This is a genomic window from Azoarcus sp. KH32C (genome assembly GCF_000349945.1).
Lineage (GTDB): Bacteria > Pseudomonadota > Gammaproteobacteria > Burkholderiales > Rhodocyclaceae > Aromatoleum.
This window is the reverse complement of record NC_020548.1, coordinates 510,678-523,171: the sequence shown is the minus strand read 5'-3', so window position 1 is coordinate 523,171 and position 12,494 is coordinate 510,678. Positions and strand designations below refer to the sequence as shown.

General features: G+C 64.2%; 12 protein-coding genes. 11 read left to right on the top strand and 1 reads right to left on the bottom strand.

What is annotated here, in order from left to right; translation table 11 throughout:
- Nucleotides 1–283 precede the first annotated feature (283 nt).
- From AZKH_RS25165 to AZKH_RS25130, 9 genes are all read left to right on the top strand, one after another.
- On the top strand, nucleotides 284–727 hold the full coding sequence (locus AZKH_RS25165) for a septal ring lytic transglycosylase RlpA family protein (RefSeq protein ID WP_015452134.1): 444 nt from the start codon (nucleotides 284–286) through the stop codon (nucleotides 725–727).
- A complete protein-coding gene (locus tag AZKH_RS26515) occupies nucleotides 724–1,113 on the top strand; it encodes an HAD-IA family hydrolase (RefSeq protein ID WP_015452133.1) in 390 nt (129 codons plus the stop codon). Before AZKH_RS25165 ends, AZKH_RS26515 begins: the two co-directional genes overlap by 4 nt.
- Nucleotides 1,114–1,140: 27 nt before the next feature.
- Nucleotides 1,141–1,284 (top strand): hypothetical protein, encoded by a 144-nt coding sequence (locus tag AZKH_RS27390; protein ID WP_015452132.1) that lies wholly within the window; start codon nucleotides 1,141–1,143, stop codon nucleotides 1,282–1,284.
- Nucleotides 1,285–1,613: 329 nt separating this feature from the next.
- Nucleotides 1,614–2,195, top strand: a complete 582-nt coding sequence (locus AZKH_RS25155) for a TRAP transporter small permease (RefSeq protein ID WP_051071830.1) — start codon at nucleotides 1,614–1,616, stop codon at nucleotides 2,193–2,195.
- Nucleotides 2,196–2,210: 15 nt separating this feature from the next.
- Nucleotides 2,211–3,491 carry a TRAP transporter large permease subunit gene (locus AZKH_RS25150; protein WP_015452130.1) on the top strand — a complete coding sequence of 427 codons (1,281 nt, stop codon included), beginning with the start codon at nucleotides 2,211–2,213 and terminating at the stop codon, nucleotides 3,489–3,491.
- Between the two features lie 58 nt (nucleotides 3,492–3,549).
- A complete protein-coding gene (locus AZKH_RS25145; RefSeq protein WP_015452129.1) occupies nucleotides 3,550–4,569 on the top strand; it encodes a TRAP transporter substrate-binding protein in 1,020 nt (339 codons plus the stop codon).
- Nucleotides 4,570–4,605: 36 nt separating this feature from the next.
- Entirely contained in the window at nucleotides 4,606–5,340 is a 735-nt protein-coding gene (locus tag AZKH_RS25140; RefSeq protein WP_015452128.1) for a TerC family protein, read from the top strand.
- 258 nt (nucleotides 5,341–5,598) lie between these two features.
- Nucleotides 5,599–6,465 carry a shikimate dehydrogenase gene (locus AZKH_RS25135; RefSeq protein WP_015452127.1) on the top strand — a complete coding sequence of 289 codons (867 nt, stop codon included), beginning with the start codon at nucleotides 5,599–5,601 and terminating at the stop codon, nucleotides 6,463–6,465.
- Nucleotides 6,466–6,707: 242 nt separating this feature from the next.
- Nucleotides 6,708–7,739 carry a porin gene (locus AZKH_RS25130; protein WP_015452126.1) on the top strand — a complete coding sequence of 344 codons (1,032 nt, stop codon included), beginning with the start codon at nucleotides 6,708–6,710 and terminating at the stop codon, nucleotides 7,737–7,739.
- 54 nt (nucleotides 7,740–7,793) lie between these two features.
- Here AZKH_RS25130 and AZKH_RS27385 read toward each other — a convergent pair whose 3' ends face one another.
- A complete protein-coding gene (locus AZKH_RS27385; RefSeq protein ID WP_156822316.1) occupies nucleotides 7,794–7,994 on the bottom strand; it encodes a hypothetical protein in 201 nt (66 codons plus the stop codon).
- Between the two features lies 1 nt (nucleotide 7,995).
- Here AZKH_RS27385 and AZKH_RS25125 point away from each other — a divergent pair, with 1 nt between their 5' ends.
- Nucleotides 7,996–9,486, top strand: coding sequence for an aldehyde dehydrogenase (locus AZKH_RS25125; RefSeq protein WP_015452125.1), 1,491 nt, complete (start codon nucleotides 7,996–7,998; stop codon nucleotides 9,484–9,486).
- A 120-nt stretch (nucleotides 9,487–9,606) separates the two neighbouring features.
- Complete coding sequence (locus tag AZKH_RS25120; RefSeq protein ID WP_015452124.1) at nucleotides 9,607–12,456, top strand: 2-oxoglutarate dehydrogenase E1 component; 2,850 nt, start codon at nucleotides 9,607–9,609, stop codon at nucleotides 12,454–12,456.
- Nucleotides 12,457–12,494: the final 38 nt, after the last annotated feature.

Genomic DNA, 12,494 nt, shown 5'->3' with positions numbered 1-12,494 from the left:
TGTTTCAGCACGCGGAAATGCCCAGCGGCACGTCGCGCGGGACGGCCTTCGACTCTACATGCGGGAGACGGACAAGGCCGCGGCTTGCGATTTTGTCGAATAGAACCGAGTTTCAGGAATGATCGAGAGCAAGTCTTGCGTCAAGGCAGCTTGACGGCGGGGCCGTCGGCACGCTGACCCAGACGTCAAGCCGGCGTAAAACAGTGTTTCGGGGCGACTCGCGGTTTACACTCCCCGGCGCGGGCCTGCCTGCTGCGACCCCGCGCCTTTGCCGGATCAGATCATGAGAATCTCGCTCGCGCCGATGGCGTTCGCTGTGGCGCTGTCGGTCGGAATTTCGGGTTGCGCCGAATTTCGCCAATCGCCTGTCGAGAAGGAGCCGCGTATCGAGAAGGAGCCGCGTAGCTTCATTGGCACCGCGTCGTTCTATGGCAACGAGTTTCGCGGGCGGATGACCGCGAGCGGGGAGCGATATGACCCGACCAAGCTCACCGCCGCGCATCGGTCCTACCCATTCGGGACGCGCTTGCATGTCACGAATCTTTCCAACGGGAAGAGCGTCGTCGTGCGGATCAATGATCGTGGGCCCTACGCGCCGGGGCGAACCATCGATGTGTCCGCACGCGCGGCCCGCGAACTCGATATGCTCTCCCAGGGCACAACACGGGTGTCGATCTCGGTGGATGAGGACTGGGCGATTCCACGCGTGACTCCGGATTCAAATTGAGGCAATGCCTGGCGCCGTCGAACTCGTCGAAGCGACTGGGGCTCGACAAATGCGTCGCGTCGAACGGCCCGCGCGACAAGATCGAAACCTGCCTGCGGACCACGGGCCTGTTGCCGCATTTCACCGACCGCATCGTCAGCGCCTATGAAATCGGCTCATGGAAGCCCGAACCCCAGCTGGTCTGGCACGCCGCGGAGGTGATGCAGGTAGAGCCCGCGCGCTGTCTGCTGGTCGAGGACAGCCGTGCGGGGGGCGAGGCGGGGCTTGCAGCCGGCGTGCAGGTGGTCGGCTACCGGCTCGACCGCGAGCTGCGCGCGCATCTCGGGACACGCATTCACCATGCCGACGAGCTTGCGAAAGTCGGCGAAATCCTCGCTGGACGCTAGCGAACACCCGAAGGCAATACGTCGTTCATGACGCACGCGCCGGGGCAGGGCGCAGCCGGCGTTGCCGACGGGCTGGGGGTGCTCGTCGCACAGGCGGCCGAGGCCTTCTTTCTGTGGCGCGGGCTGCAGTCCGAGATGGCACCGGTCATCGACCAGTTCCGTAAAGCCTGAGGTATCGAAATGATTCGCATGGACGACGGCCAGGCACTGCCTGCTGCTGTCGATCCATCACCTCCTCATGGCGTGAACTCGCCAACGACGATAAAGCCCTTCAATAACTACAACACGATTCTGAATTGCGGTTGCGTGCAACAGAATTACGTTCTATAGTGTTCGTAACAACAGGTCTCCGACCCAGGATCGCACTCCGCACAACAAACGCCCGAATGCCGGCATTGCCGGCCAGGCGGACAACAGGAAGCGCGCCGGAGAAAACCGTTGCGCCAAGGATGCCATTGGAGGAGAAGCTCATGAGTTCACCCGAAGTCCCCGTGCCCATCGTGACGAAGATCGTCGATGGATATTTCCGATTCCTGAAGTTCGCCATCGCCGCGTGCCTCGCCGCCATGGTTGTGCTCGTGTTCGGCAACGTGTTCCTGCGCTACGCCTTCAACAGCGGGATCTCGGTCTCCGAGGAGGTGTCCCGCTGGTTCTTCGTGTGGATGACCTTCCTCGGCGCCTTGGTTGGCCTGCGCGAGCACGGCCACCTCGGCGTCGATGCGATGGTCAGCCGGCTGCCCGCGGCCGGCAAGAAAGTGTGCTTCATCCTCTCGCAGTTGCTGATGCTGTACTGCTGCTGGCTGCTCCTCTCGGGCAGCTGGGACCAGACGGTCATCAACATCGACGTCAAGGCGCCAACCTCCGGCTGGTCGATGGGCCTCTTCTACGGCGTCGGCATCGTCTTCGGTGCGACTGCGATGCTGCTGGTGCTGTACGACCTGTATCGCGCGCTCTTCGGCAAGCTGCGTGAGGACGAACTCGTGATGGTCAAGGAGTCCGAAGAACTCGCCGAGCTGCACGATGAAGAAGCGATCCGCGAACACCAAGTGCCCGCGCATGCGGTCGCCGGCGCGAAGCACTGAGGAAGGAGACCCATCATGACCGTTGCCGTTTTCCTCGGCTCCCTCCTCGGCGCGATGGCGCTCGGGATGCCGATCGCCTTCGCGCTGCTCGTCTGTGGCGTCGCGCTGATGTACTTCATGGACATGTTCGACGCGCAGATCGTCGCGCAGAACCTGATCAACGGCGCTGACAGCTTCCCGCTGATGGCCGTGCCCTTTTTCCTGCTCGCCGGCGAGGTGATGAACGTCGGCGGCCTGTCGAAGCGCATCGTCAATATCGCGCTCGCGCTGGTCGGCCACTTCAAGGGCGGGCTCGGCTACGTCGCGATCATGGCGTCCTGCCTGCTCGCGTCGCTCTCCGGCTCGGCGGTCGCCGACTCGGCCGCGCTCGCCGCGCTGCTGGTGCCGATGATGACCGCCGCCGGCCACGACAAGGCCCGTTCCTGCGGCCTGATCGCCTCGGGCGGCATCATCGCGCCGATCATCCCGCCCTCGATCGGTTTCGTGCTGTTCGGCGTCGCAAGCGGCGTGTCGATCTCGAAGCTCTTCCTCGCCGGCATCTTCCCGGGGCTGATGATGGGCGTTGGCCTGTGCCTGGCCTGGGCCTACGTGGCGCGCCAGGAGAACGTCAAACCCCTGCCGCGCAAATCGCTGAAGGAAATCGGCGCGATTGCCGCCGACGGCGTGTGGGCGCTGGTGCTGCCGTTGATCATCGTCGTCGGCCTGAAGTTCGGCGTATTCACGCCGACCGAGGCGGCGGTCGTCGCGGCGGTGTATTCGCTGTTCGTCGCGGTGTTCGTCTACAAGGAGCTCAAGCCGAGCGAAGTCTATGCGGTGTTCGTGAGCTCGGCGACGACGACCGCGATCGTGATGTTCCTCGTCGCCGCGGCGATGGTGTCGGCGTGGCTGATCACCGTCGCCGACCTGCCGGGCGACCTGATCGCGATCCTGCAGCCCTTCATGGACAACAAGCTGATGCTGATGATCATGATCCAGCTGCTGGTCGTCGCCGTCGGCACCGCGATGGACATGACGCCGACGATTCTGATCATGACGCCGGTGCTGATGCCGGTGATCAAGCAGGCGGGCATCGACCCGGTGTATTTCGGCGTCCTGTTCATCATGAACAACGCGATTGGCCTGATCACGCCGCCGGTGGGCACCGTGCTCAACGTCGTCGCCGGGGTCGGCAAGATCAGCATGGACGACCTGATGAAAGGCGTCTGGCCGTTCATGATCGCGCAGTTGCTGGTGCTGTTCTCGCTGGTGTTCTTCCCGGCCCTGGTACTGGTGCCGGCACGCTGGTTCGCAGGTTGAGCGTCGCGCACGCTCGGGTAGCAAGTCACAACATCCAAACGCAGGAGAAGGAGACAAGATGAAAAACGGGATCAAGAAGCTGGTCGCAAGCATGGTCGGTTCGTTCGCGCTGATGGCGCTGGGCTCTACGGTGTCGCTCGACGCGCAGGCGCGTGACCTGAAGCTCGCGATGCAGACCAACCCCGGCACCGCGCAGTACGACGGAGTCGAGAAGTTCGCCGCGCTGGTCAAGGAAAAGAGCGGCGGCAGCCTCAACGTCAAGATCTTCGGCGGCGGCGCGCTGGGCGGCGACCTTCAGGTCGTGTCCTCGCTGCAGGGCGGCACGGTCGAGCTGTCGCAGATGAACGCGAGCCTGCTCAACGGGCTCGCCAAGGAATTCTCGGTGCTCGACTTCCCCTTCCTGTTCGACAACGAGAAGGAAGCCCACGCGGTGATGGATGGCCCGATCGGCAAGAAGCTGATGGACAAGCTGCCGGAGAAGGGCATCGTCGGTCTCGCGTATCCCGAACTCGGCTTCCGCCACATCTCCAACAACAAGCGCCCGGTCAAGAAGCTCGAGGACCTCGCCGGCCTGAAGATCCGCGTGATCCAGACCCCGGTGTACGTCGACATGATGAATGCGCTGGGCGCGAACGCGACGCCGCTGCCCTTCCCCGAGGTCTACAACGCGCTGGAGCAGGGCGCCGTCGATGGCGCGACGAACCCCCTCGTGACGATCCCGGTGATGAAGTTCGACGAGGTGCAGAAGTACCTGACGCTGACGCGTCACCAGTACAACCCGCAGATCATCATCATGAGCAAGAAGGCCTGGGACAAGCTGACCCCGGCCGAGCAGAAGATCATCCAGGAATCGGCGAACGAGGCGCGCGACTTCGAACGCCAGGTGTCGGCGAAGAAGAACGCCGAGGCCCTCGACTACCTGAAGAAGAAGCTGCAGGTCACCGAGCTGCCGCCGGAAGAGATGGCGAAGATGCGCGAGAAGGTCAAGCCGGTGATCGAGAAGTACACAAAGGAAATCGGCGAGCCCTTCGTCAAGGACGTGTACGCCGAGATCGCCAAGGTCCGCGGCGCGAAGTAAGACGCGGGTGGCAGACCAGCACAGCATGGTGAAGCGATGACGGAAATGTTCCTCGACGGCGGCTGGCTCCTTGCCGTCGCCCAGATCATTGCGATCGACATCCTGCTCGGGGGCGACAACGCGGTCGTGATCGCACTCGCCTGCCGCAAGCTGCCGGAAGATTTGCGCAACAAGGGCATCTTCTGGGGTGTCGTCGGCGCGATCGCGCTACGCATCGTGCTGATCTTCTTCGCCCTGCAGTTGCTGAGCCTGCCTTACCTGAAGATTGTCGGCGCGGCGCTGCTGCTGTGGATCGGCGTCAAGCTCCTGCAGCCGGAGGAGGGCGACGCGCACGGGGACGTCCGCGCGAGCGACAGTCTGCTCGGCGCCATCCGAACCGTGATCGTCGCCGACGCCGTGATGAGCATCGACAACGTGCTCGCGGTTGCCGCCGCAGCGCGCGGCGAGATCGGCCTCGTCGTGTTCGGCATCCTCGTGTCGGTACCGATCATCGTCTGGGGCAGCCGCTTTGTCATGCTGCTGATGGACCGCTTCCCGGCCTTCATCGTGGTCGGCGGCGGTCTGCTCGGGTGGATCGCGGGCGAAATGTTCATCTCCGACACCGCCTTTTCGGGAATCTTCGCGGCCGGCGTCCCGGCCACGGCGAAGTATGGCGCAGCCGTCGTCGGCGCGCTGGGCGTGCTCGTGATCGGGCGCCTGCTCGCCGACCGGCCGGACGCGGAAGAAGCCGAGCCGGCGCTGTCGGTGCAGGGCTCCGAACGCGAGTCCTGAACGCCGTCCGATCGTCACGCCTTCAACAGTCGAGTCAGGAGTTGTCCATGTCCCCTTTCATCAGGCGAGCCCTTGCGGTCGTCGCCGCGCTCGTTTCAGCGGACATGCCGCCGTCCCGGCACTCAACGCCAAGCCGGTGGCTGCCGAGCGCGCCACGCCGTCCGCGCTGCGGTCGCGCCTCGCGGCCGATATCGAACGCTGGACCAAGGTCCTCAACTAAAGCCTCTCTTCAACATACCGCGGCACGGAGCCATCACGATGACTGCATCCCCCAAACAGCAATCCTTTCTATGCGGCCTGATCGGGTCCGGCATCCAGGCATCGCGGACCCCGCCGATGCACGAGCGCGAGGGCGACGAGCAGGGCGTGCGCTATATGTACAAGAAGATCGACACCGAGCTTCTCGGGCTCGGGGTCGATGAGCTGCCGGACCTGTTGCAGGCCGCCGAGCGGATGGGCTTTTGCGGCCTGAACATCACTTTCCCGTTCAAGCAGGCGGTGATCCCGCTCCTCGATGAACTGTCGGACGACGCGCGCGCGCTCAACGCGGTCAATACCGTCGTGCTGCGCGACGGCAAACGCTACGGCTACAACACCGATTGTTCCGGATTCGGCGAAAGCTTCCGTCGCGGCCTGCCGGATGCGAAGCGCGATCGCGTCGTGCAGCTCGGCGCCGGCGGTGCGGGCGCTGCGGTCGCGCACGCTGCCCTCAGCCAGGGCGTCAAGCGGCTGACGGTACGGGACGCCGACCCCGCACGCGCCGAAGCGCTGGTCGGCAACCTGTGCCGAGACTTCGGGGACGGCCGCGCCTTCGTCTGCACCGATCTCGCCTCGGCGATGGACGAGGCGGACGGCCTGATCCACGCGACACCCACCGGCATGGCGAAATTCCCGGGCCTGCCGCTGCCGGCGGAGCTGCTCAAGCCTTCGCACTGGGTCGCCGAGATCGTGTATTTCCCGCTCGAAACCGAACTGTTGCGCGTGGCGAGGGAAAAGGGCTGCCGCACGCTCGACGGTGGCGGAATGGCCGTGTTCCAGGCGGTCGATGCCTTCCGCCACTTCACCGGCCTCGAACCTGACGCCGAGCGCATGCTGCGGCATTTCGCCTCGATGGGAACGCGTTAGGCCCACGCGGCTTCTCCTTTGCGCCCGGCTGTTGGGGCGAAAGCGGGATGTCGTGACGATGAAGTTCTATTAGACGAATTACGGTTCCAAAAAATAGTTGCGACACACAAAAGTATGTTCTAGGATTCGGTTGTTGTCCCATGTTGCAATTCGTAAGCAACGAGACCAAACGATCACGACAGGCGAAGACACACAGAGCGAAATCGCCGTCTGACTTGGAAACCAGTGGAGGAGTGGATCAGATGAAAAAGACCCTTGTTTGCGCAGCGCTCGGATGCGCGGCCGTGCCGGCGTTCGCGCAGTCGTCCAACGTGCAGATCTACGGCATCGTCGATGCTGCATTCGTCAATGAGCGGAACACCGAGACCGGGGCGCATGGCAACGGCATCCAGAGCGGCATGTCGCGCTCGAGCCGCATCGGCTTCAAGGGCACCGAGGATCTCGGCAACGGCCTGAAGGCGACTTTCGTGCTCGAGAACGGTGTGCGCATCGACAACGGCAACGAGCAGCATGCGGGCAAGGCCTTCGGGCGTCAGGCCTTCGTCGCGCTGGCGAGTGACAGTTACGGCACCCTCGGCCTTGGCCGCCAGTACACGCCCGAGGACGGCTTCAACTCCTTCTATGATCCGTTCGACCATCAGTTCAGCGCTCAAGCGAGCAACGTGATGAAGGCCCTGTTGGTCCGTGCCGACAACTCGGTGAAGTACACCAGTCCGGTCATCGCCGGCGTGCAGGCGACCGTGATCTACGGCTTCGGAGAGCAGTCGAACGAAGGAAACAACTATGTCGGTGCCGGCCTGCAATACAACGGCGGGCCGTTCTCGATCGGTGCCACGGCGACGAGCAAGCGCGACGTAACCGACAGTTTCTATGCACGCAAATTCCAGCTCGGCGCGAGCTATGACTTCAATGTCGTGAAGCTCTACGCGTTGGGCCAGGTCAACCGCGACGTGGATGACAACGCGGCGAGCGTTGCGCCGACGCGCGGCGCAAAGTCCAGGCAGTGGCTGATCGGCGCCAATGCACCGATCGGCAAGGCTGATAAGGTGATGGTGTCCTACGTCCGCCACAATGACGATGCGACTGACAGGGATGCCGCGATGTGGGCTGTTGGCTACACGCACGACCTGAGCAAGCGCACCGCGCTCTACGCCGCCTACGCACGTCTGGACAACAAGGACAACGCCATCTTCTTCCTCGGCAGCCCGCAGAGCGGCGCGATGGTTCCGGGCGCCGACCGCGCGATCAACCTGGGCATCCGTCACTCGTTCTGATGCAGCAAAGCGGGGCGCCGAGCATCGTGCCCCGCGCTTTACCGCAGTTTCTCCTCAGTATTGCTTGAGCCAGGTGGCGTCTGCTGCCTGGCTTTTTTCTTTCGAAAAATCAGTCTTGAAATCGCCGGAACTTTGATTAAAATAGAACCATGTTTCGTTCGGTGCAACGATAGCTGGTCCGGCGGAGGCGCCGGCGGCTGGGGAAAGCCCCGCTGCGCACCGCCCACTTAGTGCGAATTCCTCGATGGAGCTCACGATGTCGCGTCTCGATTCCCTCCCCAAGTACGGCCAGTTCATCAACGGCGCCGAAGTTCCGCCTGCGTCCGGCGAGTACTTCCCGACCGAGAACCCTTATAGCGGCGAAGCCTGGGCGCTGATCGGCCGCGGCGGCAAGGCCGACGCCGATGCCGCGGTCGCCGCTGCGCACGCTGCCTTCGAGGAAGGCGTGTGGGCTTCGCTCTCCGCGAGCGAGCGGGGCAAGCTGATGCGCAAGCTCGCCGACCTGATCGTCGCGAACGCCGAACACCTCGCCGAAATCGAGCGCCGCGACAACGGCAAGCTCGCCGCTGAAGTCGTCGCGCAGGTGAAGTACATGGGCGACTACTTCCACTACTACGCGGGCCTCGCCGACAAGATCGAGAGCCACGTGATCCCGACCGACAAGAAGGGCGTGTTCTGCTACACGAAGTACGAGGCGAAGGGTGTGGTCGTGATCATCACTCCGTGGAACTCGCCGCTGACGCTCACGAGCTGGAAGCTCGCGCCGGCGCTCGCCGCCGGTTGTACGGTCGTCATCAAGCCCTCTGAATTCACCTCGGCCTCCGCGATCGAGTTCGCGAAGCTCTTCGCCCAGGCCGGTTTCCCGCCGGGCGTCGTCAACGTCGTCACCGGCTTCGGCCATGAAGTCGGCGCGCCGCTCGTCGAGCATCCCGACACCGCCCACATCGGTTTCACCGGCGGCGAGATCGCCGGCCAGAAGATCTACGAAGCGGCCGCGCGTGGCCTGAAGACCGTGACGCTGGAGCTCGGCGGCAAGTCGCCCAATATCGTCTTCGACGACGCCGACCTCGACCAGGCCGTGAAGGGCATCGTCTCGGGCGTGTTCGCCGCTTCCGGCCAGACCTGCCAGGCCGGTTCGCGCCTGCTGGTGCAGGAAAGCATCCACGACGAAGTGGTGCGTCGTCTCGTCGAATTCGTCAGCACCGCCAAGATCGGCGACCCCTCGCAACTCGACACCCAGGTCGGCCCGATCGCGACCCGCCCGCAGTTCGAAAAGATCATGAGCTACATCCAGATCGCGAAGGACGAAGGCGCGAAGTGCGTGCTCGGCGGCAAGTCGCGTCCGGATCTTGGGGCCGGCCAGTTCGTTGAGCCGACGATCTTCACTGGTGTGAACAACAAGATGCGCATCGCGCAGGAAGAGGTCTTCGGCCCGGTGCTGTGCGTGATCCCGTTCAAGGACGAGAAGGACGCGGTCCGCATCGGCAACGACGTACTGTACGGCCTCGCCGGCGCCGTGTGGACCAAGAGCCTGCATCGCGCGATGTACGTCACCGACAAGCTGAAGGCCGGCACCGTGTGGGTCAATAATTACCGCGCGACGAGCTACACGTCCCCGTTCGGTGGCTACAAGCGCTCCGGCATCGGCCGCGAGTCGGGCGCCGATGCGATCAAGGAATACCTGGAAACCAAGTGCGTCTGGATCTCGACCGACCTCGACGTGCCGAATCCCTTCATCCGTCGCTGAATCCTCCTCAGCGGGCAGGGCTAGATCCCTAGCGCTCTCCCTTTCCTGTCCGCCTTTTCGCAAGCTCCGCGGTTCCGCCGCGGGGCTTGTTTTTTATGTCCGATCCTGAGGTGACCCAAGGTGATCCGCAAACTGCAGGCCAGTTCCCATTTGTTCGGCGGCAATGCCCCCTTTGTCGAAGAAATCTACGAAAGCTATCTGGAAGATCGCGAGTCCGTTTCGGCGGAGTGGCGCGGGTACTTCGACGCCCTGCAGGCGCAGGCAGGCGCCGCGGTGCGCGACGTCGCGCACGGCCCGGTGATCGCGGCCTTCGCCGAGATGGCCAAGCGCGGCCCGGTGCGCACGGTCGCGGCGGGCGAGGGCGACGACAAGCGCCAGGTCAGCACGCTGCAACTGATCAACGCCTACCGCTTCCTCGGCAACCGCTGGGCGAACCTCGACCCGCTGCGCCGCACCGAGCGGCCGCACATTGCCGAGTTGGAGCCCTCGTACTACGGCTTCACCGAAGCGGACCTGTCGCGCTCGTTCAACACCGGGTCGTTTCACGGCTTCTCGACCGATCACGCGACGCTGCGTGAGATTTTGGAGGCCGTGCGCCAGACCTACTGCGGCTCGGTCGGCTCCGAATACATGTACATGGCCGACATCGCGCAAAAGCGCTGGATCCAGGCCCGCCTCGAGGCCGCGCGCGCGAACCCGAAGTACGACGCGACCAAGAAGAAGCGCATCCTCGAGCGCGTGACCGCCGCCGAGACCCTCGAGCGCTACCTGCACACCCGCTACGTCGGCCAGAAGCGTTTCTCGCTCGAAGGCGGCGAATCGGCGATCGTCGCGATGGATGAAGTCATCGCCACCGCCGGCCGCCTGGGCGGCCAGGAAATCGTCATCGGCATGGCCCACCGGGGCCGCCTGAATGTGCTCGTGAACACCCTGGGCAAGTCGCCCAAGATGCTGTTCTCGGAGTTCGAAGGCAAGGCCGCGGCGGACCTCACCGCAGGTGACGTCAAGTACCACATGGGCTTCTCGAGCGACGTGATGACCGCGGGCGGCCCGATGCACCTCACGCTCGCCTTCAACCCCTCGCACCTCGAGATCATCAACCCGGTGGTCGAAGGCTCGGTCTATGCGCGCCAGGTGCGCCGCAAGGACGACGCCAAGGAGCAGGTCATCCCGGTGCTGATCCACGGCGACGCGGCCGTGGCCGGGCAGGGCGTGAACCAGGAGATGCTCAACTTCTCCCAGACCCGCGGCTACGGCACGGGCGGCACGATCCACATCGTCATCAACAACCAGATCGGCTTCACCACCTCCGACCCGCGCGACTACCGCAGCTCGCTCTACTGCACCGACATCTTCAAGATGGTCGAAGCGCCGATCTTCCACGTCAATGGCGACGACCCCGAAGCGGTCGCCTTCGTCACCCAACTCGCGGTTGAATTCCGCCAGGAATTCAAGAAGGACGTCGTCGTCGACATCATCTGCTTCCGCAAGCTCGGCCACAACGAGCAGGACGAGCCGATGGTCACCCAGCCGCTGATGTACCGCACCATCCAGAAGCATCCGGGCACGCGCAAGCTCTACGCTGACCGTCTGGTCACCGAAGGCACCTGCGCCAGTGATGAGCCGGACCGCATCATCGCCGAGTACCGCGAACACCTCGACCGTGGCGAGCTCTTGTCGAACCCGGTGCTCTCCGGCCACAACCGCCAGTTCGCTGTCGACTGGACCCCGTTCCTCAAGCAACCCTACACGGACGCCGCCGACACCGCGATCCCGGTGCAGGAGATCCAGCGCCTGGGCGAGCGCCTGTCGACGATCCCCGCGACCTTCGCGCTGCACTCGCGCGTCAAGAAGATCATCGACGACCGGGCGGCGATGGCCCGTGGCGAAGCGGCGCTCGACTGGGGCATGGGCGAGAACCTCGCCTACGCGAGCCTCTTGGCGCAAGGCTACCAGGTGCGCCTGTCGGGTGAAGACGTCGGCCGCGGCACCTTCTTCCACCGCCACGCGGTGCTGCACGACCAGAAGCGCGAGCGCTGGGACGAAGGCATCTACAAGCCGCTCGACCACATCCAGGACGGCCAGGCCGGCTTCCAGTGCTTCGACTCGGTGCTCTCCGAAGAAGCGGTGCTCGGCTTCGAATACGGCTACTCGACGACCGAACCCAATAGCCTCGTCGTGTGGGAGGCGCAGTTCGGCGACTTCGTGAACGGCGCCCAGGTCGTCATCGACCAGTTCATCAGCTCGGGCGAAGCGAAGTGGGGGCGGCTCTCCGGTCTCGTCATGATGCTGCCGCACGGCTACGAAGGTCAGGGCCCCGAGCACTCCTCGTGCCGCCCCGAACGCTTCATCAGCCTCGCCGCCGAGAACAACTGGCAGGTGTGCGTGCCGACGACCCCGGCGCAGGTCTTCCACCTGCTGCGCCGCCAGATCGTGCGCAAGATCAGGAAGCCGCTGATCATCGTCACGCCGAAGTCGCTGCTGCGTCACAAGGAAGCGATCTCGTCGATGGAAGAGCTCTCCAAGGGCACCTTCCAGACCGTGATCCCCGAGGTCGAGGCGCTCGATGCGAAGAAGGTCAAGCGCGTCGTGCTGTGCCAGGGCAAGATCTACTACGAACTCCTCGCGCACCGTCGCGAGCAGGGCATCAAGGATACGGCGCTGGTCCGGATCGAGCAGATCTACCCCTTCCCGTCGGACGCCTTCGCCGCGGCGATCAACCAGTTCCCGAACGCCAAGGAAGTGGTGTGGTGCCAGGAAGAGCCGCGCAACCAGGGTGCGTGGTACTGGCTCGCCTCGCGCCAGCACCTCGTCAACGTGCTCGGCAAGCGCCGCCTGCTGCTGGTCGCGCGTCCCGCCTCCGCCTCGCCCGCGGTCGGCTACTACGCCAAGCACAACGCGCAGCAGAAGGCGGTGATCGAGAACGCCTTCGGGCCGATCCAGGATACGACGCCTCAGTCCCCCAACTGAACGCCGAACCAAAAACTCAAGAACACTGGGAGAAAGTT

Bases quoted from the DNA above. Each gene is read 5' to 3' on its own strand.
- AZKH_RS25125 (WP_015452125.1), top strand. From the start codon at position 7,996: ATGTCGCGTCTCGATTCCCTCCCCAAGTACGGCCAGTTCATCAACGGC.
- AZKH_RS25145 (WP_015452129.1), top strand. From the start codon at position 3,550: ATGAAAAACGGGATCAAGAAGCTGGTCGCAAGCATGGTCGGTTCGTTC.
- AZKH_RS27390 (WP_015452132.1), top strand. From the start codon at position 1,141: ATGACGCACGCGCCGGGGCAGGGCGCAGCCGGCGTTGCCGACGGGCTG.
- AZKH_RS25150 (WP_015452130.1), top strand. From the start codon at position 2,211: ATGACCGTTGCCGTTTTCCTCGGCTCCCTCCTCGGCGCGATGGCGCTC.
- AZKH_RS25135 (WP_015452127.1), top strand. From the start codon at position 5,599: ATGACTGCATCCCCCAAACAGCAATCCTTTCTATGCGGCCTGATCGGG.
- AZKH_RS25130 (WP_015452126.1), top strand. From the start codon at position 6,708: ATGAAAAAGACCCTTGTTTGCGCAGCGCTCGGATGCGCGGCCGTGCCG.
- AZKH_RS25165 (WP_015452134.1), top strand. From the start codon at position 284: ATGAGAATCTCGCTCGCGCCGATGGCGTTCGCTGTGGCGCTGTCGGTC.
- AZKH_RS25140 (WP_015452128.1), top strand. From the start codon at position 4,606: ATGACGGAAATGTTCCTCGACGGCGGCTGGCTCCTTGCCGTCGCCCAG.